Below are 24043 nucleotides of genomic sequence, written 5' to 3'. Positions count from 1 at the left end.
TCCTGGCGCGGCGGACCGGGGCAGACAGCCGAGATCGCTCGCAATAGTAGGGGTTTCCTGATTTCTCGGAGACCTCGGGTGTTGTACAACGGCCGGGTGAACCGAAGCCCGAACAACAAGCCACCCCTACGCCGCCTCGCGAGCCCGGCCGCGGTGCTCGCTGCAGTGCTCGGTCTTGCGCTCGCCGCGTGCGGCGGCACCGTGCCTCCGCCGAACGACCAGCTCGCCTCGTCCCAGGCCGCCATCCGCGCGGCCGACGAGATGGGCGCCGGGTCCGACCCCCAGGCCACCCTCCACCTGAAGCTCGCGCGCGAGCAGCTCGAGCAGGCCAAGCAGCAGATGCAGGCCGAGGACAACGGGGCTGCCACGCGCCTCCTCCAGCGCGCCGAGGCCGACGCCGAGCTCGCGCTGGCGCTCGCGAAGGTGCGCTCCACGCAGGCCGAGGCGCAGGAGGCGCTGAAGCAGGTCGAGAAACTCAAGCAGACGGGGGTCAAGTGAAGCGAGAGGTGATTGCGATGGCTTCTCTGGTGAAGAACCCGTCCTGGCCTGTCCGGTCTCTCGCCCTGTGCGCCGCGCTCTACGCGGCGTCCGGGTGCGGCGCGGCCGTCCCGCCGAAGGAGCTCGTCGACGCCCGCGCGAGCTACAGGCGCGCGGCGGAAGGCGCCGCCTCGCGCCTCGCGCCCGCCCAGCTCGACACGGCGAAGCAGGCGCTCTCCCGCGCCGAGGGGGCGTTCGGCGACGACCCCGAGGCCCCGCAGACGCGCGATCTCGCGTACATCGCCGACCGCAAGGCCCAGGAGGCCGAGGCGGCGGCGGCGCTGCTGCAAGCGCAGCGCGACAAGGCCGCGGCCGAGGACACCTTCAAGGATCTCTCGCAGCAGCAGCTCGCCAGCGCGAGGGACGCGCTGCACAGCGGCCAGCAGCAGATCGAGCGGGAGCGGTTCGCGCGCGCCCAGGCCGAGACCGCGCAGCAGCAGGCCGAGAGCGCGCGGCAGCAGGCCGAGAGCGCGCGCACCGCGGCCGAGAAGGGCCGCCAGGAGGCCGAGGCGGCGCGGCGGGAGGCCGAGCGCGTCGCGAACGCGGCGCTCGCGAGCCTCAAGGAGATCGCCGCGGTGAAGGAGGAGAAGCGCGGCGTGGTCATCACGCTCTCCGGCGCGGTGCTCTTCGCCTCGGGCAAGTCCGATCTCCTGCCGATCGCCAAGGAGAAGCTCAGCCAGGTCGCGGCCACGCTGAAGGACCAGGGGTCGCCGCCCATCAGGATCGAGGGGCACACCGACTCGACCGGCTCCGCGCAGGCGAACCGCAAGCTCTCGCAGGAGCGCGCCGACGCCGTGAAGGCCCACCTCATCACGGCGGGGCTGCCCGGGGACAAGATCGCGACCGTGGGCCACGGGCCGGATCGCCCCGTGGCGGACAACACGAGCGCCGAGGGCCGGGCCAACAACCGGCGCGTCGAGATCATCGTCAATCCCACCGGCCAGCAATAGCGGCGCCTGCCCCCGCGGTTGTGCGGGGGGCGCCGGCGGTGTTAAGCACGGCGCGTGATCGGACGCTTTTTCCGCCGGATCTGGCAGGAGTACGTCATCGACCTGCGCGACCGGCTCGACGCCGAGGCGGCGCACCACCGGGCCACCACGCCCGCGGGCGAGGTCACCCGCCGGATGGTGTGCGTGTTCCTCACCGTGATCGGGGCGCTCCTCTTCGTCCGGTTCGCTGGCAACGAGAACGACACGCGCTGGATGGTCGACGGCCTGCGCGCCCTGGGCCTCGACGGCGCCGCGGCGAGGCTCCACGACGCGCTGAACACGTCGCCGGATCGCCGCTTTCACCAGCGGATCGTCTGGGCGCTCGGCCGCCTCGTCGGTTACCTGATACCGACCCTCGTCGTCGCGAAGCTCGTGCTGCGGGCACCGATCCGGAGCTTCGGCCTGCGCGTCCGCGGGACGGCGCGGCACCTGCCCGTCTACGGCGTCCTCTTCGCCGTCATGGCCCCGTTCCTCTTCGCCGCGTCGCTCTCGCCGGCCTTCCAGGCGAAGTATCCCTATTACAAGCTCGCGCCGGGCGAGGGCCTGTGGCCCTGGCTCTGGGCGTGGGAGGCGCTCTATGCGGCCCAGTTCGTGGCGCTCGAGTTCTTCTACCGCGGCTTCTTCCTGCACGGGATCCGCCGCGCGCTCGGCTACTCCTCGATCTTCGCCATGATGGTGCCTTACGCGATGATCCATTTCGGCAAGCCGCTGCCCGAGGCGCTCGGCTCGGTGCTCGCCGGGTTCATCCTCGGCACGGTGAGCCTGAAGAGCGACTCCATCTGGGGCGGCTGCGCCATCCACATCGTCGTCGCGACGTCGATGGACCTCCTCTCCCTGGCCCATCGCGGGCTTCTCTAGCGCTTCCCGCCCGAAGCCCGGCCGCGGATGGCCGAACTTCGGCGCTGCATCGCGCGCGCCCTCCTCGGACGGGCTCGAGGAGCACGCCTGGATGCCTCGCCCCTCGCGGGCTCGTCACACCCGCTGTCGCGTGCGCGTTGCACTGTCGCGGGGCGAGCCGTCAGGACACCCGCCGGGAGAGGGCGTCGCGGAGCTCGCAGAACTTCTTGAACATCTGCCAGGTGTGGAAGGCCACCCGCGAGCGCCCCGCATATTCACGGACGCGACTCCCGAACTCGGCGCGCTCGTACGGATCGGGCTCCTGCTCGGCGACCTGCCAGTCGAGGTGGGTAATCACGCGGTCCAGCCGCTCGAGCAGCGCGCGGCTGGGCTGCGCCGTCGAGATCTCGGAATACCACTGTGCCATGGTCTCGGCGCTGACGGTCTGATTTGCCATGTCCGCCAAGCCGAGGTGGACGGGGTACACCTGGCCGGAGGGGCTCGGGCGGAACTCCTCCCCGCGCTGGTCGAGCTTCTTCTTCGAGCTGCTCTCGCCCGTGGACTTGCCGTCGCCCTTGGAGCCGCGGCCGGCCATCTGGGTGAGGACGCGCGCGAGGTTGTGAAAGATCATCTGCTGGGCTCGCCCGCTCACGTTGAACTTACTGCAGAGGTAGCGCGCGGTGCAGAGGGCCGAGAGGATGAGCTGGTCCATCTCTTCGTGGACGGCGATCCGCGGGAAGAAGACCTTGAAGAAGAGCAGGTTGAGGTCGAGCTCGCGCTGGAAGAACCTCTGGAACTTGGGGTACGTCGCTTCGTTTTGTTCCGCGCTCGAGAGGGTGCCGTTGCTCAGCATCTGGCTGTGGCGCACCATCGGCCGGAGGCCCTTCTCGGGCTTGTCGGCGCCCATGACGAAGAAGGGGATGTCCTGGCGCTGGAAGAGCACCTGGGCCCAGGTGAGGTGGCGGTTGGCGACGAGGTCCAGGCACATGGGGGCCTGCAGGACGGTCATGTTGTTCTGGCTCCCCTCGATGCCCACGAGCAGGATCGCCAGCTCGCCGAAGAACGGGTTCCTCGCCTGGCCCGGGATGCGGAGCGCACGCGACAGCTCCTCGATCACGCTCGCGGGGGGGAGGAGGTCGAGGTAGTCGACGATGCGCTCGTAGCTCAGGTCGAGCGCGGCGCTCGAGTCGTCGCCGATGCGGTGCATGATCGAGAGCGCCTGCGAGAAGATGAGGCGCACCGAGCCCGCGTACGCCATCCCGACGTGACGGCCGTTGCCCCACGGGAGGGCCATGTTGCGGAACTCCGGCTTCTGCATCGCCTTCATGAGATCGATGCCGTCGAGCGTCTTGCCGAACGCCTTCTCCATCTGCTGCACGTTCGTGATGAGCGCGTTGCGCTTGGCCTTCGCCAGGTCATCGAGGCTGTAATTCCTGCCCCACGTGTTCTCGAGCAGGTTCTTCCTGCGGGCGAGGACCTTCGCGAGGGTGGTGAAGCTCTTGACGACGGCATCCCGGCGGGGGGCGTCCTCGAGCAGCGTGTCCGGCGGCATGAGCGAGACGAGGACGAGGAAGCGCTTGTTCGCCGAGGCGAGACTCAAGATCGTCTGGGTGGCGTCTCTGGCCCCCATGAGACGGGTCATCCGGAGGACGAGGTCGAGCACCAGCATATCCGCTGGGGTCCACGCGATCGGCAAGGTCCCTCCCAGGTTCTTCAGGAGCGACCTGCGCACGATCTGGTAGACTCGGAACTTGGCGTCGGAGACGTAGCTGCGGAATGGCGCCGTCTGGCGCCGCTGCCCCTCGGCGGTCGCCGTGAGCCCCCGGGAGATATGCTCGATGTTCGCCGAGCTGAGGTGCGTGCGCTCCTTGAGAAAATTCGGAGGCACCCAGTTGAGGGGGATCGCGCGCGTGTCGTTGGCGAGGAAGTCCTGCTCGTTGATCATCATCGACAGGCGGCCGACGGTGTAGAGCAGGTCCTCTCCGGTGATCACGTTGAGCTCGGCCTCCTCGCCGATCGCGTGGTTCACGCCGGCGAGGGTCAGCTGGACGACCTGGTGCAACAGGCGCAGCCGATCGAACTCGAACCGAGGGCTCGGGGGGGCTCCGAGCGATCCCGAGACGACCCGCGGCGCCCTGCCCATCAACACCGCGAAGTCCTGCAAGGCGGCCCTGTAGATCCGCTCCGCGTCCTCCTGGTAGGCCTGGCGTGGGCTCCTCAGGCGCGGGAGGGCGCGCTGCAGGCTGCTCAGGCTGGTCACGTCGAGGTAGCTCACGATGAGCGAGAAGACCTCGGGCGGACACACCTCGAGGAGCTCTTGCAGTGTGCCGGGCATGCCGCGATTTCAGCGCCCCCGCCCGGGAAGTGTCAAATTCGCAGCGGTGTGCCGCGTCGACGGACAGCGCCGGTGAACTCGGCGCCGGCATGAGCCGCCGCGCCGGAGCGTGCGTGTCGTGCGGGCTCGCCTCGAGGCGCTCAGGCCAGGGTCCTGCCGCCGTTCACGGACAGCTTCTGGCCCGTGATGAACTCGGCGGCGTCGGACGCGAGGAAGGTGACGGCCTCGGCGATGTCGTCCGGCGTGCCCATGCGCCGGAGCGGGTTGCTCGCCCGGTAGGACTCGATGGCCTCGGCGCTCGCGCCCTCCTGGATGTGGCGCTCGACGACGACCCAGCCGGGGGACACCTGGTTGACGGTGATCCCGTGCGGGCCGAGCTCCATCGCCCAGGAGCGCGTGAGGCCGAGCTGCGCGCCCTTCGCCGAGACGTAGCTCGAGAACTCGGGGACGCCCTGCTCGAAGACCTCGGACCCGATGTTGATGATCCGCCCCGACCGGCGCTCCTTCATCCCCGGGACGACCGCCTTCGCGAGGAGGAGCGGGCTCTTCACGAAGAACTCGAGCTGGTCGAGGCAGTGCTTCCAGGTCAGGTCCTCCAGCTTGACGAACGGCTGCGGGCCCGTCGCGTTGATCACCAGCACCTCGATGGGGCCGAGGCGGGCCTGCACCTCGCCCACGAGCCGGGCGACCTCCTGCTCGTCGCGCACGTCGGCCTGGAACGCCTCGGCCTCGCCGCCGCCCAGGCGGATGCCCTCGACCACGCGGGTCGCCTCCTCGCGGCTGCCGAAGTAGTTGACCGCGACCCGCGCGCCCGAGGCCGCGAGCTTGCGGGCGATGGCCGCCCCGAGGCCGCGGGAAGCGCCGGTGACAAGGGCGACTCGTTTGGATAGTTCGTGCGCCATTCAGGCTTCTCCAGGGGATGGGTGACCGCGGTTCGCTCGCCGCTGCGAAGGAGGTCGGCCGCTCTGGCGCGCCTCCGGGAGCCTCCCTGCCGCGCGGGCGCGGACCGCTGGCCGCGCGGCAGAAGGGTCGACAGATGGTCGAGGTCGGTCACCCCCAGCTGTAAACGAGCAGGATCCAGCAATACAAGATTTTTCCGCGTATAAACTTGAGCATGGGTCTTTCCAGCAGCAGAGTTGAAGTTTTTCAATTCAATCCGCTGTGGGGCCTGGCGGGGGTGGTGTACGCTGGGCCACATGAACAAGCGCACGATCCGGCAAACTTTGCGGCTCCTGGTGATGCTTGCGATGGGGCCCGTGTTCTGTGCTGCCGTGGGGATCACGGTGATCCACGCGTGGCTCGACGTTCGGCGCAGGTCGCCGGCGCGGCGCCCTTTCGCGCGCGCTGGGGTGCGGTATCGCCGGCTGCGCCTGCGCGAGCAGGCGCCGCTGTGATCGCCGCGGCGCTTGCGCTGCGGGGGATGGCGCGGCGGGGTGGCGGCGCCGCTCAGCGTACGACGAGGAGCCAGGCGAGCGCCGCGGCGGTCGAGGCGAGCGTCACCGGGACACCCACCCTGGCGTAAGCGCGGAAGCCGATCTCGCGCTCGGCGCCCACCGTCTCCACGACGATGATGTTGGCCACCGAGCCCAGCAGCGTGAGGTTGCCCGCGAGGGTGGAGACCAGCGCCGTCGTGATCCAGGCGAGGTGCGGATCGGGCTGGCTGCGGATGTACGAGTCCGCGAGAAGGATGAAGGGCACGTTCGAGACGATCTGGCACCCGGCGAGCATCGCGATGCTCAGCCCGAGCAGGCCCAGCGTCGGCCCGGAGGGGAAGAATGGGCTGGCCGCGCGCAGCGCCTGCTCGGGCATTCCGGTCTTCTGGAGGCCCGCCACGACGATGAAGAGCGCCCCGAAGAAGACGAGCACGGTCCACGACACCCGCTCGAACAGGCCGTTCGCGTCGCGCCGGTGGAGCAGGATGACCGCGGTCGCGCCGCCGATCGCCGTCCACGCCAGGTTCGCGCCGAGCATGAACAGCGCCGACACGACCACGATGCAGGCGAGCGGCGCCAGGGCGCTCGGCCGGTCGCCTCGCGTCGACGCGGGCTCGGGCGCGGGCTCGGGCGCGGGCGTCCGCACCGCGATGCGGCGCCGGAGCAGCAGGTGCAGCGTCACGGCCGTGACGGCGAGCCCGATCAGCGCGGCGGGGCCCGCCTCCAGCAGGTACGTGCGGTACGAGATGCCGGAGAGGTGGCCCACGAGCATGTTCTGGGGGTTGCCGGCGAGCGTGAGCGCGCTGCCGGCGTTGGCGCCCATCGCGAGCGCGAGGAGGTACGGCGCCCGCTCGAGCCCCGCGCGCCGGGCGGTCCGGTCGACGAGCGGCGCCAGCATCACGCAGACCGAGTCGTTCAGCAGCACCGCGGAGGCGAGCCCGGAGGTCACCGTGACGAGGTAGAGCAGGCGGACCGGCGACAGGTCCCGCCGGGCGACCCACGCGGCGGCGCGCTCGAACACCCCCGCGGCGTCGAGCGACGCCGAGAGCAGCATCATGCCGAGCAGCAGGCCGATGGTGTTCGGCTCGATCGCGGCGAACGCTTCCTGCGGGTCCAGGCCGGCGCCCGGCTCGATCGCGCTCAGGAGGACCATGGCGCACGCGCCCGCGAGCGCGCCGGCCGGGCGTCCGATGGGAAGGATCGACAGGCGCCGCGCCGCGATGAGCACGTACGTGGCGGCGAATACGAGCAGGACGGACCACACGGCGCGGATCTAGAGTCGTCGGGGGGGATCCTGTCAAACTGGGAATGCCAAGGCATGGGCAGGCAGCTCTCGACCCCCACCGCGATCCTCCTCGGCAGCGCCATGATCTCCGCCGCGGTCTATCTCGGCCTTCGCCACGGCCCAGCCGGCGTCCCCACGGAACCGCGCCCGGTCGGGGGAGCGCCCTGGCAGCCTGCCGATGCGGTGTCCTCCGCCGGGGCGGCGCTGGCGCCTGGAGCAGGCGCGTCGGCGCGCCCGCTCCAGGCGCCAGCGCCGAGCGTGCCGCGCGAGCAGGTCGCGATGCAGGCCGCGCGGGCGCTCGAGGCGCACAGGCCGGCCCTGATCGAGCGCTGCTACAAGCCGGCGGCCGCGGCGCGGCCGGCGCCGCGCGGGGTGAAGTACATCTTCAACCTCACGTTCGACGCGCGGGGCCGGCAGCTCGCGCGCGGCATCATCGAGGACCGCGAGGCGTCGAGCCCCGAGGTCACGGCCTGCGTGGTCGACGCGCTCCCGGCGGTCGCCGTCCCGCCGCCAGGGGCGAACGTGCGCGTCGATGTCCCGTTCTCGCTGCCGTGATCGAGGGGAGGGCCGGGCTCGCGGGCTCGCCGGCGCCGGGGGCGAGCGCGGCGCCCTTGACGCACCCGCCTGAACGCCCGATGCCGGAGCGGTGACGCCCGACCAAGCCTTGAAGGAAGCGGCCACCGGCGCCCTCCGCCCCGTCTACCTCGTGCTGGGGGAGGAGCGCTGGCTTGTCGATCGCGTGGTGAGCGCGATCCGGGAAGCGGCGGCCAAGGGGGGCATCGCCGGCTTCAACGAGGACAAGTTCACCGCGGGCGACGCGCCCATCGAGTCGATCCTCGGCGCCGCCCGCATGCTCCCGATGATGGGCCCGCGCCGCTTCGTGCTCGTCCGCGGCGTCGATCGCTGGGAGAAGAAGGACGAGGGCGACGACGGCGAGGGGGACGACGAGCGCGGCGCGAGCGGCGCGAGCGGCAAACGAGGCGTGTCGAAGCAGCTGAGCCCGCTCGACGCGCTCGCGGAGTACGCCAAGGCGCCGTCGCCGAGCGCGGTCCTCGTGCTCGTCGCGACGAAGCTCCACGGCCAGCGTCGCCTCGTGACCGCGGCCAAGAAGGGCGATTTCCTTGTCGGGTGCGAGGCCCTGAACCGCCGCGCCTTGCCCGGCTTCATCGCGACCGTCGCCCGCGAGAAGGGCAACCCGATCGCGCCCGACGTGGCCGATCAGCTCGCCGAGCTCGCCGGGCCCGAGCTCGGCTACGTTGTCGACGCGCTCGAGCGGCTCTCGCTGTACGTCGGGGCGAAGCAGCCGATCACCGAGGACGCGATCGCCCAGGTGGTCATCCGCGTCCGGCAGAGCACCGTCTGGGAGCTGATCGACGCGCTCGGGAAGCGGCGCCTCGACCGCGCGCTCGCGGCGCTCGCCGACGCCTACGATCCGCGCGACGGCGGGCTGCGGCTGCTCGGGGCGGTGTCGTGGTCGGTGCGGCAGATGGTGAAGTTCGAGTCGGCGCTCGCCGGGGGCGCGAGCCAGGCCGAGGCCGCCCAGCGCGCGGGCGTGGCCCCCTTCAAGGCGAACGACGTGGCGCAGTCGGTCCGCCAGCTCCCGAAGGGCGCGCTCGCCGGCTGGATGCGCGTGCTCGCGGAGACGGATCTCGCGCTGAAGAGCAGCCGCCGCCCGGCGCAGGCGGTGCTGGAGACGATGCTGATGGAGATGTGCGCGCGCTGAGCGGGAGAGGGCGGGGGGCGCCGCGCGCTCATCGAGAGCGCCGCCGTGGGTGGCTCCGTGCGCGTCGCCGACGTCTTCGCCCCGCCATCGAGCTCTGCGCCGCTGCCGATTGCGCCCCCGCCGTGGTCCCGTCCCGGGTCTCAATGGCTTACCCACACATTTTCTGAGGCGGAAAACCGAGCGATTTCAGCAGGTAAGCGTGTCCCGTCGGGCTCGACGGTCACCGCTCTACTGCACGCGCTCCCGATTGCGAGCGTCGTCCACCTCGTCCCAGAAGTCATTCATGCCGTCCTTGATGTCCTTCACCAGCTCGTCGATGGTCTTCATTCCGCCGAAGACCTCCGGGCCATAGGGCAGGATCACCGGGCTGTACCCCTCGTCGGTGAGGAGCTTGTTGAGGACGACGTAGATGTTGAGCCTGCCGTTGGCATCGCGGAAGAAATGCCCGACGTGGAGGGCCCGGACGGTCCTGGCGATCGCGGCCAGCGCGGCGTCGTGTGTCTTCGCCGCTTTGATCTCCTTGTTGTACCTTTCCAGGATGGCCTTCACGCGCTTCTCGGCCTCGCCCGGGCGGTAAGCGGCGCTCATCGTGCCATTGCTGTCGAGCAGGTGCACGCCAATCCTGTCCTGATCTTCCTGGCTCAGCTTTCGTATGTTGACGTCGTCAGGAGTGTAGATGAGCCCCTCCCGCCTCATCTCCTCGATGGCCGCCTTGACGTCCGCTTCCCTGATGCCATAGGCGCGGGTATCCCCCGTGGGCCAGCTGTCCCAGTCATATGACCCGAACGAGGTCTGCCTGCCGTCCTCGTACTCACTCCATTGCTTTCCGCCCTCGTTGATGGTCACGCCAGCTGTGACCTTCTCATGCAGGAATCGATAATATTCAGCGTCCAGTCTGCGTTTGAAGTGAGGCCCGTCGCTGAGCAGCACATTATCGAACACGTCCATGATGGCGCTGCTGTACCCGGGCGACTTGTCGTTGTCGTAGAACGCCTCCGGCTTTTTCGTCTTCTGGGCCTCGCCGTGATGCTTGCTGTCAATGAAGAGCTTCCACCAGCGGTCAGCGGGCAGATGATCGAGGGTCGGCCGTCGCCGGCTGTTGTAGGCCGTAACCTGCGCCTGATCGGGTGTCATCGGCGGAGGCGGGGGTCGCGCCGCGGAGGTACTGGAGGTCGAGGGAGTGGGGGCGGCGGTCAGGGTCGTCGCGGCGGGGGCCTGCTTGGTGAGGGGGATATTCGTCTTGGTCGCGGCGCGGCCGCGATCCGAATTCATCTTGCTGGCACCGGTCTGGGTGGCACCGCTGAGGGTCGTGTTCTTCTTTGTCTGATGATTGTTCCCGGGTTGTTTTTTGCGCAGCATCGGCGTTGTTCTGGATCCTTCGGTAGCGAAGAGCAGCCTACCACGGTGCGAAAGTGCCCCGTCCGGTGCCTCACCCCCGTCCAGCATCCCCACGTGGCAGCTCCACCACGACCTTCGTCCCCCGCCGAGGCGGCCCGCCACCCCTCACAGCCCGGCTTCTCCTCGCTCGTCACTGCCCCCACCCCCGCCGCGAGCAGCAGGAGCGCCGGCGCCAGCGCCGCCCAGCGCAGCGCCGCGAGCGGCTCCCGCGCCGGGGATCGAAGCCTTCACTTCTCGACGCTGCGCCGCACCGCGAAGGCGAGGCCGCAGCCCTCGATCTGCTCGCGATGGAGCACGCCCGTCGGGGAGAGCCCTTGCTGGTCGACCCGCCGGCCCACGCGCAAAAGCACCTTCTTCGCCGCGAGATCCACGAGCGAGACGCGCGCCGAGCTCGCGGACGTCGTGCTCTCGACCGGGCTGTCGGCCACGATGATCAGCAACTCCGCGCCGGCCGCCTTCTTCGCCAGCTCGATCGGGGATCGATCCAGCTCGTTGCGGTGCCTCCTTAGCGCCGCGACGTCGCGGGCCGCGCGCACCGAGCCCTCGAACACGGGGCCGAGCACCGCGAGGCCGAGCCGCGCCTCGGCGAGCCGGCGGACGTTCGCTGTCTCCTCGTCGACCTTGGTCCCGCCGAAATACACGCCTCGCACCTTCGTGAGCAGATCGCGCTCCGAGGGCGAGGGCGGAGGCTTCAGGAGGCACAGGAGGAACGCATCCTTGTCGGATCCGCGCGCGGCGTCGTCGATCTTGCGCGCGTCGCGCAGCTCGGCGCGAGGCGCGCGCACGTACACGGCGGGCCGGTGGAGCAGGGCGTCGAGCGCCCCTGGAGCGCGGAGCGAAGGGTCCACGACATCGGCGGGGTCCCCGTCGCTCGCGGCCTCCCCGATCCAGCGATCCGTCGCCTCGACGAAGCCCTCGTAGCCCGCCGGGAACTCCGCGCGGCGCTCGTCGAGCACGGCCAGAAGGGCGCGCCGCTCGGCCTCGATGGCGCGGCGATCCTGGAGGTACATCGCGACCGCGAGGAGCACGACGGCCGCCGCCGTCAGCAGCGTGAGCAGCCGCGCGCGCCCGATCCGCTTGTCGCTCGCGAACGTCCCCTTGATCCCGGCGCGAGCCGCGTGATGGCGCGCGCGCGTCCGGTGGCTGGCGGCCCGCTCCACGCGCGCGCGGAGCGCGGGGTTCATCCGCTCCGTCGTGAGGAACGTCGCCACGTCAGCTCTCCCCGGAGGGACCCGCGAACGCGGAGTCCCGACCCACGACGGAAGGACCCGCGAACGCGGAGTCCCGACCCACGACGGACAGCGCTCGGGAGGCGAGCAGGTTGCGATCGATGTTGCGATCGATGAGGCCCTCGAGCTCGCCGCGGGTCACGCCGAGCCGGGCCGCTGCCTGGGCCGCGAGCGAGGTCGCGGCCACGCCGTCGACGAACTGGTACGTGGGCCTCTGCGCCGCGTCGAGCTCGACCTGGACGAAACGGAGGTTCCTTATCGCCTTTTCCCGCTCGAGCCGCGCCGCGAACGTCAGGAAATGCGTGGTGATGAACGCCTGCGGGCGGAGCTTCTCGAGCAGCGTGACGACGAGCTCGAAGATCTCCTCCCCCTCGGACGGGTTCGTCCCCGAGCAGAGCTCGTCGAGGATCACCATCGCTCCCGGGCCGAGCTCCTCGAAGAGCGCCCGGATCCGGAGGAGCTCCATGCCGAGCCGCCCCTCGCTCTGATCGAACTTCGTCTCCTGGATGAGCGACACCACGAGCCCCGGGACGCGGGCAACGCTCGCCCTGCGCGCCGGCACGAACATGCCTGCCTGCGCGAGGAGCTGCGTCAGCGCCACCGACTGGAGCAGGCGAGTCTTTCCGCCCGAGTTCGGCCCCGTGACCAGCAGCGTCGTGTCGGCCCGATCGGTCACGACGTCGCACGGCACCGCCTTCCCTCCGCCGGCGACGAGGAGCGGATTGAAGAGGCCGAGGAGCACGCGCTCGCCCTCCGCTCCGGACCGGAGCTCCGGCAGGCAGACCTCGAGCCCCGCCGCTTCGGCGAGATCCCGGAAGCCGAGCGCTCCCAGGTAGACCTCCATCTCTCCGACGAGCGGGACCAGCTTGACGACCTGATCCTCGACGCCCTCGAACACCGCGTCGACGAGCCTCGCCATGACCTCTCCGTCGCCAAAGCTGTACCCACGGAAGAACATCTCGAGCTTCGCGAGCCAGCGCCGCACCGGCGACAGGACGAACGGGTTCTCCTGCCGCTCCCGGACGGTCACGACGTCGAAGCCTCGGATTCGGCCGTCGGCGCCGACGCGGATGTCCAGGCGGAGCGTCGCGAGGTGCTCGTCGTAATCGAGGAGATCGGCCATCGATCGATATCCCTCGGTCGCCTGCACCGCCTGCCCGAAATCGCGCAGCCGGGAGAGGCCCGATCGGGCGCCCTCGAATGACTCGCTCATCAGGTCGAAGACCTCTTTGACGATCGCGAGCACGTCGAGCTGCCGCCGCGTCGGATCGAACTTCTTCCCTGCCACCGCGCCCTCGAGCGCGCCCCGCAATCGGCACGAGGCCGTGTAGAGCCTCTCGAGCTGCCGGCGAAACGTGGGTGAGCCCGAGAGCTCGTGGAGGATCCCCCTCCGGAGCTCGGTCACGCGCGTGTCGCTCGGGGGCCGCGAGAGGACGCGGAGGATGAACCCTCGGTGGACGACGGCCTCGTGCCCCCCGACGCGGACGCGGAAGCACCGGGCCACGAGCTCCTCCAGGAACAGGTCGGGCGCGAAGCTCTTCGGATCCCACGTGGAGGGCGCGATGGGCGCCCGATCGAGCGCCTGGCCGAAGAGCCCTCCGGAGACGCCGCTGGTGAACGCGAACGAGAGAGACTGCCGCAGCTCGTCGAGATCGGCCCGCGCGGGCGGGTCCACGAAGAGCAGGCTGGGGATCCTGTCCGTGGACGGGAGCGCGGGCGCGTAGGGCACGTCGGGCGCGTGGGCCCTACCGGGCTCGGGCGGGCGGGCAATGCTCTCGGCGGGGACCTGCGCGCGGATCGGGTGCATGAGCAGACGACCCGCGCTCGCAGGAAAAGTTCCCCGCGCGGGGAACACCGATGAAAATAGTGGCGCCGCGCGCTGCCGCGGCGCCATCGGGCTTCTGGGGACGAACGGCTGGAGAAGCAGCGACTGGGCGACATCGAGGTCCGCTCCTCACTGACATGGGTCGAGACGCTGCTCATCCCGCTCGAGCGAGCTCCGGACGGCACGGCCCCGTACGTCCTCGGGATCCAGCGCGACGTCTCGGCGCTCATCCACACGCGCAACGAGATCGAGGCGGCGAAGCAGCAGATCGACTTCCAGCGCGGCACGATCGTCTCCCTCGAGGCCGCGCGGAAGGAGATCGAGGCGCAAAAGATGACCATTCACGCGCTCTCGACGCCCGTGATCGAGGTCTGGGACGGCATCGTGACGCTGCCGCTGCTCGGGCACTTCGACGCCGAACGCGTCAGCAGGATGACGTCGGAGCTGCTCGACGCGGTCGTGCGGACACAGGCCCGCTATGTCATCCTCGATCTCACCGGCATCGCCGTGATCGACACGGCCACCAGCGACCATCTCCTCCGGATCGTCGGCGCCGTGGGGCTCCTCGGCGCAACTGGGGTCCTCGTGGGCGTCCGGGCCGATGTCGCCCAGACGCTCGTCGGCCTCGGCGTCGGGCTCGACCACCTCCGCCTGTACCAGAATTTGCGTCAGGCATTGAAGGCATGCATGCGCGAACAGGGGCTCTTCTGACGCGGCGCTGATTGCGCTCGGAGGGGCTCGTGCGCCGGAGCCGGCCACGCTCGGTCTCCCGCGAAGACCGCGCCGCCCCCGATACCGCCGTACGGGCCGTCGGTCCGGGTGCCGGCGCGATTCGAGGCGCGGATGCCCACGGGCGCAGCCGGCGCGTCCCGGGAGCGCCTTCCGGACAGGACACAACACCTCGTGGCGCCCGCGGCGAGCACCCTGGTGGACAGCACCCGTGGAGCGGCTGTAAGAATCGAGATGCTCGGAAGACGCGCGGGATGGTGGTGGGGGGCATTGGTCTTTGTCGCGAGCGGATGCGGCACGCTCGTCGGGCTCGGCGACGATTACATCCCAGACGACCGCAGCGCCGCGGCGACCGGGAGCACGGGTGGCGCAGGTGCCGGCGACAGCACGGCCACGCGTAGCAGCGGCGACACAGACACGAACAGCGCCGGGAGCATCGGCGGCGGCGCGACCTCGACCAGCGCCGCGGGCGGCGGCGCCGCGGGCGGCGATCCCCCGTCGACGAGCTCGACCGCCCCCACGTCGAGCAGCTCCACCGCCGCAGGCGGTGGAGGGTGCTCGACGGGCGAGCGTCGCTGTGACGACAAGACGCCGCAACGGTGCAATGGCGGCGAGTGGGAGAGCTCGGCGCCATGCGCGGGCTCGCTGCCCTTATGTGCCGTCGGAACATGCACCGATCGCCCGAGCTGCGGCGGGTTGCCCGAGACCTGCGGACCGGAAGGCAACGAGCGCTGCTGCGCGACGATGGCGGTCCCGGGAGGGACCTTCGATCGCGGCAACGACATCACGTTTCCGGCCACGGTGAGCGGCTTCGAGCTGGACCGGTTCGAGGTGACCGTGGGGCGATTCCGGAGGTTCGTCGACGCCTATCCAGAGAGCCGGCCGACGGCGGGCGCGGGCGCGCACCCGCAGATCGTGGGGAGCGGGTGGAATTCTGCCTGGGACGAGGCCAACCTGCCGCGGGACCCGGCGGTGTTCAGGTCGGCGATCCGATGCACCTCCAGCTACAGCACGTGGACCGATACGCCCGACGCCAACGAGCGCCTGCCGATGAACTGCATCACCTGGTACGTGGCCTTCGCCTTCTGCGCGTGGGACGGGGGCAGGCTGCCGACGGAGGCGGAGTGGAACTACGCGGCTGCCGGCGGGAGTGAGCAGCGAGTCTATCCATGGTCCGCCCCGCCGTCCTCGACGACGCTCGATGTGGACCACGCCGCGCACGATTGTCTCCCCGGGGGGCCCACGCTGTGCATGTACACCCATATGAAGACGGTCGGGTCGAAATCGCCCCTGGGTGACGGGAGGTGGGGACACGCGGATCTGGCAGGCAACATGTCGGAATGGACGCTGGACTCGTATTTAGGTTATCCTACTCCATGCACCGATTGCGCTCAGCTGGCGGCCCACGGGCAGCGGATCATCCGGGGCGGAGGCTGGAACGACGAGTCGTCCAGGCTGACTACGTCATCCCGCGGTCATTACCCTGCGAACGACAACGGCCGCGCGATCGGCTTCCGCTGCGTGAGGACGCCGTAGGCGCCCGGCGCCGGGGCCTCCGGTGATCTGCGCGCGCCCCTGCCGGACGGTCGTCCATTCGCTCCGAGGCCCCTTCTCCTGCCTGGTGAGATAGAACATGACGTTTTGGTTCCGCCGGTCCACGCAAGTCCTCATGGCCCTCGGCTCGCTCTCGCTCGCCGCGCCCGCTGCAGCGCAGGACGCCGCGGCCGCGGAGGAGCTCTTCAATCGCGGGCTCGCCGACATGGGGGCAGGGAGATACGAGGCAGGCTGCACCGCGCTCGCCGAGAGCGAGCAGCTCGATCCCCAGCCGGGCACGCTGTTCACGCTCGCCATGTGCGAGTCGCGGTGGGGCCGCGTCGCGACGGCGGTGACGCAGCTCGGGAATTACCTTGCCTGGGTGGAGCGGATGTCGCCGGCGCAAAAGGCCCGTCAAGGACATCGACCGAAGGTGGCGAGAGACGAGCGCGAGCGGCTCGCGTCGCGCGTGCCGAGGCTCTCGCTCGCCCTGCCGGCAGGAGCGCCGCCGGGCACTGTGGTGCTGCGCGACGGCAGCCCCCTGGGGCCGGCCTCGCTGGGCGTCGCGCTGCCGGTGGATCCGGGGGAACATCGCATGTCGACCCGGGCGCCGGGAGGGCCCCCGTGGGAACAACGCGTCACGATCGCCGAGGGCGAGACGAAGGCGCTGATGCTGGAGATCCAGCTCGCGCCGGCGCCCGACGCCCCCGCGCGGCCGCCGGCGCCCGACGCCCCCGCGCAGCCGCCGGCGCGGGCGACGTCCCCGGCCGGGACGCAGAGCCAGGCGCCGGCCGCGCAGAAGGCCCCGGCGGCGGCGACAGCCGGGAAGGGCTTTCGGACGGCGGCTTACGTGACAGGCGGGCTTGGCGTGGCAGGGCTCGTGGCCGGCGGGGTGATGGGCGCGCTCGTGCTCGGCAAGAGGTCGGTCGTCAGCGAGCACTGCGGCAGCGCTATCCGGGCCAGCAATCCGAAGAGCTGCGATGCGACAGGGCTCGACGCCGCGCAGACAGGGAGCACGATGGCTCTGGTGAGCACCGTCAGCTTCGGTGTGGGGCTCACAGCGCTCGGCGCGGCGGCGGTGCTCGGCTTGACGGCCCCCGGCCGGGCCGCGCCCGCGAGCCCCTCTGGCACGATGTGGCTCCGCGGAACCGTGCTTCAGGTGGGGCCGTCGGGAACGGTCCTCGGCGCGCAAGGGCGCTTTTGACTCGCTCCGGATCGTCGCAAACCGTCGTAAACCGTCGTAAACGGCTGTCACAACAAACCTTTTCACCGAGGCGCCTTGACGGGGAGGGCACCCTAAACGACGCTTGGCGATCGTGTCGACTATGCTGGCCGAGGGGATCGTCTTCGCCCGCCGCTACCGCGTCGTGCGCCTCATCGCCACCGGCGCGATGGGGGCCATCCACGAGGTGACGCACATCGCGACCGAGCGCCGGCGGGCGCTGAAGGTCATGCACGCGCACCTCTTCCAGAGCGAGGAGATGCGCGAGCGCTTCAAGCTCGAGGCGTGCATCACGGCGACGATCGAGTGCGAGCACATCGTCGACGTCTTCGACGCGGGCGTCGACGAGGCGACGGGCATGCCCTTCCTGGTCATGGAGCTGCTCCGCGGCGAGGAGCTCGGCGAGCGCCTCAAGCGCACGAGCCGCCTCCCGCCGGCCGACGTCGTGACCTACCTCCACCAGGCTGCGCTGGCCCTCGACCGGACCCACGCGGCGAACATCGTGCACCGCGATCTCAAGCCCGCAAACATCTTCCTGTCGCAGCGCGAGGACGGCTCGATCCGCGTGAAGATCCTCGACTTCGGCGTCGCGAAGCTCGTCGCCGAGGGCGCCACCGCGGCCGGCGCCACGCGCAGCCTCGGCACGCCGCTCTACATGGCTCCCGAACAGTTCCAGGTCGGCAAGAGGCTCACCAGCGCGGCCGACATCCATGCGCTGGGCATGATGGCGTACACGCTGCTGGTGGGATTCCCGTACTGGGATCCCGAGGCGAACGAGGCCAGCGACGTGTTCGCCTTCGCGATGCTGGCGGTCCGTGGCCCGCAGGAGCCGCCGGTGCAGCGGGCGCGCTCGCTGGGCGTGACGTTGCCGCCCGGCTTCGACGCGTGGTTCGCGCGGGCCACGGCGCTCGATCCCGCGGCACGTTTCCGCCGGGCCACGGACGCGGTGAGCGCGCTCGGCGAGGTGTTCGGCATGCCGGTGTGCGGCGCCCGCGTGGCGGCCGCCGCGAGCTCGCCGCCCTCGCCGCGCGCGGGCCAGGGCTCGCCTTCGTCGCCCGAGGCGCTGTCAGCCATCCCGAGGACGGGGGCCGCACCTGGGATGACCGTGGCCCCGGAGCACGGCGCCGACCCGGATCGCGGGCGATTCGCCGCGACCTCGACCGGAGCTGCCATCACCTCGCTGCCGCCGAAGGCGCGCCGCAAGCCGCTCGCTGCCGGGATTGCGCTGGGGGTCGGGACGCTCGCAGGCGCGGCGCTCTGGCTCTCGCAGCCCGCGTCGAGCGCGGACGAGCCAGCCGCGGCGGGCGTCGCCGCCGCGATCTCGACGGCCTCCGAGCCGAGCACGGCAGCCCCCGCGCCGCTCGCGACAGCGCCCGAGCCGCGCGCGGCGATCCCTGAACCGAGCTCGCCGCCCACGCTGGCTCCGGCGCCACCGCCGGCGGTGACGCCATCCGCCGATGCGCCCGTCGTGGCTGCTCCCGTCTCGAGCGCGTCGGCACCGGGCCCCCAGGGCAAGCTGCCGACGAACGCGTCCAAGCCGGTCCCGGGGAGCAGGGAGTCCGCCCCGCGCCCATCGACGCCGGAGGACCTGTTCAGCCGCTACTGAGCCTCGCGCTCGCCGCGCTATGCGTCAGAGAACCTGTCGCCCTCTCTGATCCTCTTCCGGAGGATCAGAACACCGTTTACGTGATCTCGCAGAGACACGCTGTCGCATCGGAGCCGCAGCGGTCAGGCGGCCGCTCGCCTCGCTTCGTCGAGAGATCTCGGATCTCAACCGAGCAGCGCCTCGAGCGCGCCCCTCGCCCGGAGGTCGCTGAAGCTGTGGGTCGGGGCGCATGCGGCGAGCTCTGCCAGGGCGTAGTTGCCGGTGGCTACGGCGATCGACTCGGCGCCGATCGCCCGGGCCGCCGCGACGTCCTTCGGGGTGTCGCCGATGACGACGACGCGGCACGCCGCGAGCGGCGCCTCGAGCATCGCCGCCCCGCGCGCCGCGCCGATGCGCAGGAGCTCGTCGCGGAGCTCGTGATCGCAGCCGAAGCCGCCGAACGCGAACCGCTCGTAGATGCCGACCCGCGTGAGCTTCGCCTGCGCCCCGGCGCGGACGTTCCCCGTGCCGAGGCCGATGGCGCACTCCGCGCGCCGGGCGGCGGCGTCGAGCGCCTCGATGACGCCGGCGTGGACCCGGGTGTCGCCGGCGAGCGACATCTCCTGCGCGAGGAGCTCGACGTAGATCGCGAGGAGCGCGTCGATGGCGTCCTCTGTGGCCTCGCGCCCGACCGTCTCGAGCCCTGTCCGGATGATGGCCCGGTCGGTCATGCCGGCGAACGAGAACGCCTCGCACGCGTCGCGCCGGTCGGCGTACCGGGCGAACGCGCGCTCCATGGCGCGCCGGCCTGCGCCGCCAGTGGAGAGCAGGGTGCCGTCGATGTCCCAGAGGAGCACGGTGGGGCGCATGTCCCCATGGTATAGATCGGCGCCGCCCCAGGGCGAGCGCGGACGGGCGGCGGGCGCGACGGCCTCGTCGCGGCCTCGCCAGGCGGCTGGACCGGGGGTCGTCGGCGTCATCGTGGGTCGACCTTGAAGCCAGAGATCCGGCTCGGGTCGACGTGGGAGCCAGGATCAGCGCTCGTCCGGCTCCACGGCGCCGGAACCTGGCGGCGTCGTCCGGCGACCGGGCGTCCAGCCAGCAGCGCGCCGGAGCGCCCGATCGCGGCGCGGTTGTAACGTCGGTGCGGGCTTCCGGCGGTTGGATGAAGGCTCGCTGCGTCGCCCGCCCCGCGCAGCTCGCCCAGGTTGGGAATTTCTGGAGCATCGGCTCACCCAGGTTGAGCAGCCGTCGGCTTGCACCGGCAGCCCACCCAGGTTGAGGCGCCAGCTCAGGTTGAGGGGCTAGCTCACCCAGGTTGAGGGGCTAGCTCACCCAGGTTGAGGAGCGGCGTCGCGTCGGCTGACCCAGGTTGAGAATTTTTTGAAGCGTTAGCTCATCAAAGGTGAGAAATTTATACGGATCGATGCAATGCAAGGCGCTCGCTTGGTGTTTGGCCTACATATCAAGTGGTTCGAACGAAGCTGCACGGTGATCTCGGGCATCAGCTGACCCAGGTTGAGAACACAGTCGAAATTTTGGCGCGAAAGCTCATTTGGTGTGAGAATTTTTGTTCTCTAAACGCAATGGAATCGTTGCTCCTGGCGCCTTCTCCTCATGTCGTTCGTCCTCACTCCTTCATGATGGTGTCGAGCGTTTCGAGCGCAACCGTGCGGTGATCTCTGGTAGGAGAGGCGCTGGAAATCGAGAGAGCGCGCTGCCCGAGCTCTCGTGCCAGGCCTCGACCCTGAGCCCGAGGCGCACCGCGCCTGCGACGCCCTCGCGAGCTGCGCAGGGCTCCATCGCTGCGTGAAGGGTACCCGGGAGACAAGACGATGCGACGCCCGCTGCACAGCCCGATCACCACGGTCCTGCTGCTGCTCTGGTGCACGGCGCCGGCGGCGGCAGCGCCGCTCCCGCAGCGACCGCCGCCGGCCGGGCCGGAGCGGGAGATGCTCGATGAGGCGAAGCGGCTCCTGGACGAAGGGCGGCTCGCGGACGCGCGCGACATCCACCTGACGCTGTGGGGGCTCACGAAGAGCGCCTCCGACGCGTTCCGCGTGGGGATGCTGTCGTTCAGGCTGCACGACTTCGCGAAGGCGGCGGAGTTCCTCTCGATCTACTTCGATAGGGTCGGCACTCCCGACGCCCCGAAGATCTGGGTGCCCCCGGGCTTCAAGGAGAGCTACGAGCTCGCGCGGGCCAATCCCACGAGTCATGCAGAGCGGCGTGTGCGAGGATGGCGTTTGCCGCGAGGCAACGTGTAGCGATGGAGTGATGAACGGCGACGAGGCCGGACTCGACTGCGGCGGCCCCTGCGCCGCATGCCCCCTGTAAATCGCCGCTGCGCCTCGTGCACGTCGTCCGCGCCTGAGCTGACAAGAACGCAATGCGTCGAGGGCGCTGCCGGTGCCCTGATCCGAGGGAGGAGAGATTCGCTGCAATCCAGCCGCGAAGGAGGAGGGGCCTCCCCTGAGCAGAACTGGCGGCGCGACCTCTCTTACAAACACATCGGAGGGTGGAGGAAATCATGCGCGACATCATGTGGCTGGCTTTGATCACCGTCGTGGGGCTCTCCGGGGCAGCGTGTGGCCCGGACGAGTACCGGCCCCTGGCGGAGAACGAGGCGGTCGTCATCCGGGTCTACGGATACAACGTGCCGATCGTCCGCGATGGAGTCGACTACCTGGGCGAAGCGGAGGCCTACGTTACGAAGGTGGACGTCAGCGGCGCGTCCGGCGTTCGAGATCCCGGGGACGGGGAGTACCTCCCCGACAGGTTCGTCGTGAGCAACGGCGTGGAGGAGGCGGAGCTCGCCTGCTATTGGTGGCATGACAGCCATCCAGAGGACAACCTCATCGCCGCCAAGTGCCGCGGCTACCTCAAGCAGGCCGAGCCGGGCCGCGCGATCCGCGCCCGGTTCAACGACCTCGACGGCTGGGAGATCGTGATGCCCGAGCTCTCGGAGCTCACGTCTCCCGAGCCGGAGAGCGTGTTCAGCGTCGGCGCCGGCGAGGATCTGGTGCTGGCGTGGGAGCCGCTGGGCAAGGACGACTTGATGAGGTGGTCTATCGGGCCTGTCAGCTTCGATGAGCCGGGTCCTTGTCTGGACGACGTATCCTGGGACGACTCGTCGGGGGAGGTGGACGACACCGGCTCGTTCACCGTTCCCGAAGGCTCGTACCCCACGGGGCTTCCCGCCGAGGGGTGTCAGGCCTTCGTGCGCTTGAGCCGCGGTCGGGACGGGACCATCGATCCTGCTGCTCCGACGGGCGTGATGTTCGGCATGCAGGTCTACAAGATGCGGATGACGCTGAAGCCGTAGCTCCGTCCTCCAGGCGCGCGCGCACGTCGGGCCCGCCAGATTTTCGTCGGCCTTTCGCTGGCGCAGCGTAGGGAAGAGCTCCTTACCATCCAGCAGCCTGCTCGGCGGAGAGCGCCGGCGCTCGCCCCCTGCTGCCGCCGATGTCATCATGGCGCGCATGCCCCCCGCGCCGGCGATCCAGCGAGAAGACCTCGTGGGCGGAGGCCGAGCGATCTTCTGCTGCCGGCAGCCCTCTCCGGTGCAGCCCGCCATGCGGGCGTCCGTGACCCACGCCTTTGCCGCGCTGGCGTTCTACACGAGCGGCTCTTCCCGGATCGAGCAGCGCGGTCGATGGAACGTCGAAGCTGGAGACGTCCTCCTCGTGCCTGCCGGACAACCGCACCGCTCGATCGAGAAGGCGGCCCCGGACTGGATCGGCGTTGGCTTCTGTGTCCCCTGCCTGGCTGCCGAGGAGGCGGGCACCTTGCTCGAACCGTTCGAGCGCGTGCGCGCCGGCGCATCCCCCGTCGTTCGGGTGTGCGCGGAGCGTCACGCGCACGTCGAAATGCTCCTCCGCGAGCTGATGCGCGCGACGGAATCGCGCGATGGCGGCGCTCCTGACGTCGTCCAGCGGAGCCTCCTTGTGCTCATCCTCGACGAGGTTCGGCAGGCCGCGCGCTCGCAACACCCTGCCTCGGCGTCGCCGGGAGTCGTCGTCGATGCCCTTCGCTTCATCGAGCGAAACTGCCTTCGTCCGCTCTCGCTGAAGGACGTCGCGCGGTCCGTGGGGCGGAGCCCGGCGCACGTGACGACGGCGCTCTCCCGGGCGACGGGCCGGAGCGCGGTCGAGTGGATCGTGGCTGGGAGGATGGCGGAGGCTCGCCGCATCCTCCTCCACTCCGACGAGAGGGTCGAGATCGTCGCCGAGCGCGTCGGCTACGCGGACGCGACGCACTTCATCCGCATGTTCCGTAGAGAGCACGGGGCGACGCCGGCGGCGTGGCGCGCAGAAGCGCGGAGCAAAGGCCGCACGCTCACGCGGGACTCGGCGTCCGGCCGCACACGCTGAAGACGAGGTCGCCGACGAAGGTGGTATTGGCCTTCGTCCGTTCGGCGGCGAGACGCTCTTCCAGGGTGTCCACGTCGACCTCGGCCTCCGACGCCACGCCTTGCTGCACGATGCGCGGGAGCATCGCGCGAACGATGAACGCGAGCTGATGCTGGATCCTCGGCGTCTGCACGATGGCCTCGGCCCTCACGAGCTGCACGGTCAGGCCCGCTTCTTCAAAGACGCTCGGCATCTGGAATCCCATGTGGAGGCTCGCGCCCTCGCGCTCGACGGTCCGCCAGATCCACTGGTGCACCTGGCGGTGCAGATCCATGGGCATGAGGCTGCCCTGGCCCATCGTCGGGTCGTTCTCCTGGAGCAGGATCAGGCCGCCGGCGCGCACGGCACCGGCCATGGCACGGACCGCAGCGACAGGATCCGGCTGGTACATGAGCACCCTCCGGCCGACGGCGGCATCGAAGCGCTCGGCGGTGGGGGAGAGCGCGGCGAGGTCCCGCTCTTCGAAGGCGACTCGGCCGAGCCCCAGCTCGGCGGCTCGCCGGCGAGCGACCGCGATGGGCGCCGGATCACGGTCCACCCCGAGCACACAGCCCCCTTCGCCGACGATGCGGGCGACCATGAAGCTCACGTCGCCTCGGCCGCATCCCACGTCGAGGACGCGCATGCCGGGAGCGATGCCGGCGTCGCGCAGAAATCGTTCGGTCATGTCGTTGACCAGGTCGGTCATCGTCGTCTCCGCGAGTTCGTTCAGTGATGTTCGCCGCGCCTCGCATCGGCGCAGCACGCCAGGAATGTACGGACTGTCCGTCCTGTGCGGCAGTGCGTGTCTTTGTGCTGGATCGGCGGGGTTTTCGATCGGCGGGCAGCGGAAGTCCTGGGCGCCCATCGCGAGCGCGGCGGTGCACGCCGCCGGCGAGATCGGGCCGCGTGCACCGTGCTTCCCGGCGCCCCTCCGCTGCGCGGCGCAGACCCCGCCGCGCGCAGGCCCGGCCCCCGCAGGGCCCTGCTGG

The 24043-nt window shown here is 70.4% G+C and carries 22 protein-coding genes; 13 read left to right on the top strand and 9 right to left on the bottom strand.

Annotated elements, in window-relative coordinates:
- The first annotated feature begins 96 nt into the window (after positions 1–96).
- From POL72_RS06995 to POL72_RS06985, 3 genes are read left to right on the top strand one after another with little or no spacing between them, the layout of a single operon-like run.
- Positions 97–498 (top strand): DUF4398 domain-containing protein, encoded by a 402-nt coding sequence (locus POL72_RS06995; protein WP_272094243.1) that lies wholly within the window; start codon positions 97–99, stop codon positions 496–498.
- 17 nt (positions 499–515) lie between these two features.
- Positions 516–1487 carry an OmpA family protein gene (locus tag POL72_RS06990; protein ID WP_272094242.1) on the top strand — a complete coding sequence of 324 codons (972 nt, stop codon included), beginning with the start codon at positions 516–518 and terminating at the stop codon, positions 1485–1487.
- Positions 1488–1541: 54 nt separating this feature from the next.
- The gene (locus POL72_RS06985) at positions 1542–2384 is read left to right on the top strand and encodes a CPBP family glutamic-type intramembrane protease (RefSeq protein ID WP_272094241.1); all 843 of its coding nucleotides are present in this window, start codon (positions 1542–1544) and stop codon (positions 2382–2384) included.
- Positions 2385–2544: 160 nt separating this feature from the next.
- Here the strand turns inward: POL72_RS06985 and POL72_RS06980 are convergent, their stop codons facing one another.
- Together POL72_RS06980 and POL72_RS06975 are read right to left on the bottom strand one after the other, a co-directional pair.
- On the bottom strand, positions 2545–4698 hold the full coding sequence (locus POL72_RS06980) for a hypothetical protein (RefSeq protein ID WP_272094240.1): 2154 nt from the start codon (positions 4696–4698) through the stop codon (positions 2545–2547).
- Positions 4699–4838: 140 nt separating this feature from the next.
- A complete protein-coding gene (locus POL72_RS06975; protein ID WP_272094239.1) occupies positions 4839–5600 on the bottom strand; it encodes an SDR family oxidoreductase in 762 nt (253 codons plus the stop codon).
- A 294-nt stretch (positions 5601–5894) separates the two neighbouring features.
- Between POL72_RS06975 and POL72_RS06970 the strand changes: the two genes are divergently transcribed.
- The gene (locus tag POL72_RS06970) at positions 5895–6092 is read left to right on the top strand and encodes a hypothetical protein (RefSeq protein ID WP_272094238.1); all 198 of its coding nucleotides are present in this window, start codon (positions 5895–5897) and stop codon (positions 6090–6092) included.
- A gap of 52 nt (positions 6093–6144) precedes the next feature.
- Here POL72_RS06970 and POL72_RS06965 read toward each other — a convergent pair whose 3' ends face one another.
- Positions 6145–7395, bottom strand: a complete 1251-nt coding sequence (locus POL72_RS06965) for an ArsB/NhaD family transporter (protein ID WP_272094237.1) — start codon at positions 7393–7395, stop codon at positions 6145–6147.
- A 54-nt stretch (positions 7396–7449) separates the two neighbouring features.
- On the opposite strand from POL72_RS06965, the gene POL72_RS06960 reads away from it, so the two are divergent.
- Positions 7450–7971, top strand: a complete 522-nt coding sequence (locus POL72_RS06960; protein WP_272094236.1) for a hypothetical protein — start codon at positions 7450–7452, stop codon at positions 7969–7971.
- A 91-nt stretch (positions 7972–8062) separates the two neighbouring features.
- Positions 8063–9139 (top strand): DNA polymerase III subunit delta, encoded by a 1077-nt coding sequence (holA, locus tag POL72_RS06955; protein ID WP_272094235.1) that lies wholly within the window; start codon positions 8063–8065, stop codon positions 9137–9139.
- A gap of 228 nt (positions 9140–9367) precedes the next feature.
- Here the strand turns inward: holA and POL72_RS06950 are convergent, their stop codons facing one another.
- The 3 genes from POL72_RS06950 to POL72_RS06940 all read right to left on the bottom strand — a co-directional run bounded on the left by POL72_RS06950 (position 9368) and on the right by POL72_RS06940 (position 13573).
- A complete protein-coding gene (locus POL72_RS06950) occupies positions 9368–10498 on the bottom strand; it encodes a hypothetical protein (protein WP_272094234.1) in 1131 nt (376 codons plus the stop codon).
- Between the two features lie 266 nt (positions 10499–10764).
- Positions 10765–11748: a hypothetical protein gene (locus POL72_RS06945; RefSeq protein WP_272094233.1), complete on the bottom strand. Its 984-nt coding sequence runs from the start codon at positions 11746–11748 to the stop codon at positions 10765–10767.
- Position 11749: 1 nt separating this feature from the next.
- Positions 11750–13573 (bottom strand): MutS-related protein, encoded by a 1824-nt coding sequence (locus POL72_RS06940; RefSeq protein ID WP_272094232.1) that lies wholly within the window; start codon positions 13571–13573, stop codon positions 11750–11752.
- Positions 13574–13924: 351 nt separating this feature from the next.
- Here POL72_RS06940 and POL72_RS06935 point away from each other — a divergent pair, with 351 nt between their 5' ends.
- Positions 13925–14302, top strand: a complete 378-nt coding sequence (locus tag POL72_RS06935) for an STAS domain-containing protein (RefSeq protein ID WP_272094231.1) — start codon at positions 13925–13927, stop codon at positions 14300–14302.
- 338 nt (positions 14303–14640) lie between these two features.
- On the opposite strand, the gene POL72_RS06930 is transcribed toward POL72_RS06935, so the two are convergent.
- Positions 14641–14907, bottom strand: coding sequence for a hypothetical protein (locus POL72_RS06930; RefSeq protein ID WP_272094230.1), 267 nt, complete (start codon positions 14905–14907; stop codon positions 14641–14643).
- Between the two features lie 109 nt (positions 14908–15016).
- Here POL72_RS06930 and POL72_RS06925 point away from each other — a divergent pair, with 109 nt between their 5' ends.
- The 3 genes from POL72_RS06925 to POL72_RS06915 all read left to right on the top strand — a co-directional run bounded on the left by POL72_RS06925 (position 15017) and on the right by POL72_RS06915 (position 18681).
- Positions 15017–15856, top strand: a complete 840-nt coding sequence (locus POL72_RS06925) for a formylglycine-generating enzyme family protein (protein ID WP_272094229.1) — start codon at positions 15017–15019, stop codon at positions 15854–15856.
- A gap of 97 nt (positions 15857–15953) precedes the next feature.
- A complete protein-coding gene (locus POL72_RS06920) occupies positions 15954–17057 on the top strand; it encodes a hypothetical protein (protein WP_272094228.1) in 1104 nt (367 codons plus the stop codon).
- A 121-nt stretch (positions 17058–17178) separates the two neighbouring features.
- A complete protein-coding gene (locus POL72_RS06915) occupies positions 17179–18681 on the top strand; it encodes a serine/threonine-protein kinase (protein ID WP_272095920.1) in 1503 nt (500 codons plus the stop codon).
- Positions 18682–18845: 164 nt separating this feature from the next.
- On the opposite strand, the gene POL72_RS06910 is transcribed toward POL72_RS06915, so the two are convergent.
- Positions 18846–19529 (bottom strand): HAD family hydrolase, encoded by a 684-nt coding sequence (locus POL72_RS06910; RefSeq protein ID WP_272094227.1) that lies wholly within the window; start codon positions 19527–19529, stop codon positions 18846–18848.
- Between the two features lie 966 nt (positions 19530–20495).
- Between POL72_RS06910 and POL72_RS06905 the strand changes: the two genes are divergently transcribed.
- The 3 genes from POL72_RS06905 (at position 20496) to POL72_RS06895 (ending at position 23033) form a co-directional block, all read left to right on the top strand.
- On the top strand, positions 20496–20927 hold the full coding sequence (locus POL72_RS06905; protein WP_272094226.1) for a hypothetical protein: 432 nt from the start codon (positions 20496–20498) through the stop codon (positions 20925–20927).
- Positions 20928–21190: 263 nt separating this feature from the next.
- Complete coding sequence (locus POL72_RS06900) at positions 21191–21985, top strand: hypothetical protein (RefSeq protein ID WP_272094225.1); 795 nt, start codon at positions 21191–21193, stop codon at positions 21983–21985.
- Between the two features lie 148 nt (positions 21986–22133).
- A complete protein-coding gene (locus tag POL72_RS06895; RefSeq protein ID WP_272094224.1) occupies positions 22134–23033 on the top strand; it encodes an AraC family transcriptional regulator in 900 nt (299 codons plus the stop codon).
- Here POL72_RS06895 and POL72_RS06890 read toward each other — a convergent pair.
- Entirely contained in the window at positions 22999–23919 is a 921-nt protein-coding gene (locus POL72_RS06890) for a methyltransferase domain-containing protein (RefSeq protein ID WP_272094223.1), read from the bottom strand. The genes POL72_RS06895 and POL72_RS06890 overlap by 35 nt on opposite strands.
- Positions 23920–24043: the final 124 nt, after the last annotated feature.

The sequence above is a fragment of the Sorangium aterium genome (assembly GCF_028368935.1).
GTDB classification, from domain to species: domain Bacteria; phylum Myxococcota_A; class Polyangia; order Polyangiales; family Polyangiaceae; genus Sorangium; species Sorangium atrum.
This window is presented reverse-complemented; position numbering and strand designations above follow the sequence as displayed.

What these genes read in the sequence shown, in the direction of transcription:
- POL72_RS06990 (WP_272094242.1), top strand. Translation starts at nt 516, where the DNA reads ATGGCTTCTCTGGTGAAGAACCCGTCCTGGCCTGTCCGGTCTCTCGCC.
- POL72_RS06980 (WP_272094240.1), bottom strand. Translation starts at nt 4,698, where the DNA reads ATGCCCGGCACACTGCAAGAGCTCCTCGAGGTGTGTCCGCCCGAGGTC.
- POL72_RS06975 (WP_272094239.1), bottom strand. Translation starts at nt 5,600, where the DNA reads ATGGCGCACGAACTATCCAAACGAGTCGCCCTTGTCACCGGCGCTTCC.
- POL72_RS06970 (WP_272094238.1), top strand. Translation starts at nt 5,895, where the DNA reads ATGAACAAGCGCACGATCCGGCAAACTTTGCGGCTCCTGGTGATGCTT.
- POL72_RS06960 (WP_272094236.1), top strand. Translation starts at nt 7,450, where the DNA reads ATGGGCAGGCAGCTCTCGACCCCCACCGCGATCCTCCTCGGCAGCGCC.
- POL72_RS06950 (WP_272094234.1), bottom strand. Translation starts at nt 10,498, where the DNA reads ATGCTGCGCAAAAAACAACCCGGGAACAATCATCAGACAAAGAAGAAC.
- POL72_RS06940 (WP_272094232.1), bottom strand. Translation starts at nt 13,573, where the DNA reads ATGCACCCGATCCGCGCGCAGGTCCCCGCCGAGAGCATTGCCCGCCCG.
- POL72_RS06935 (WP_272094231.1), top strand. Translation starts at nt 13,925, where the DNA reads ATGACCATTCACGCGCTCTCGACGCCCGTGATCGAGGTCTGGGACGGC.
- POL72_RS06920 (WP_272094228.1), top strand. Translation starts at nt 15,954, where the DNA reads ATGACGTTTTGGTTCCGCCGGTCCACGCAAGTCCTCATGGCCCTCGGC.
- POL72_RS06915 (WP_272095920.1), top strand. Translation starts at nt 17,179, where the DNA reads ATGCTGGCCGAGGGGATCGTCTTCGCCCGCCGCTACCGCGTCGTGCGC.
- POL72_RS06910 (WP_272094227.1), bottom strand. Translation starts at nt 19,529, where the DNA reads ATGCGCCCCACCGTGCTCCTCTGGGACATCGACGGCACCCTGCTCTCC.
- POL72_RS06905 (WP_272094226.1), top strand. Translation starts at nt 20,496, where the DNA reads ATGCGACGCCCGCTGCACAGCCCGATCACCACGGTCCTGCTGCTGCTC.
- POL72_RS06900 (WP_272094225.1), top strand. Translation starts at nt 21,191, where the DNA reads ATGCGCGACATCATGTGGCTGGCTTTGATCACCGTCGTGGGGCTCTCC.
- POL72_RS06895 (WP_272094224.1), top strand. Translation starts at nt 22,134, where the DNA reads ATGGCGCGCATGCCCCCCGCGCCGGCGATCCAGCGAGAAGACCTCGTG.
- POL72_RS06890 (WP_272094223.1), bottom strand. Translation starts at nt 23,919, where the DNA reads ATGGGCGCCCAGGACTTCCGCTGCCCGCCGATCGAAAACCCCGCCGAT.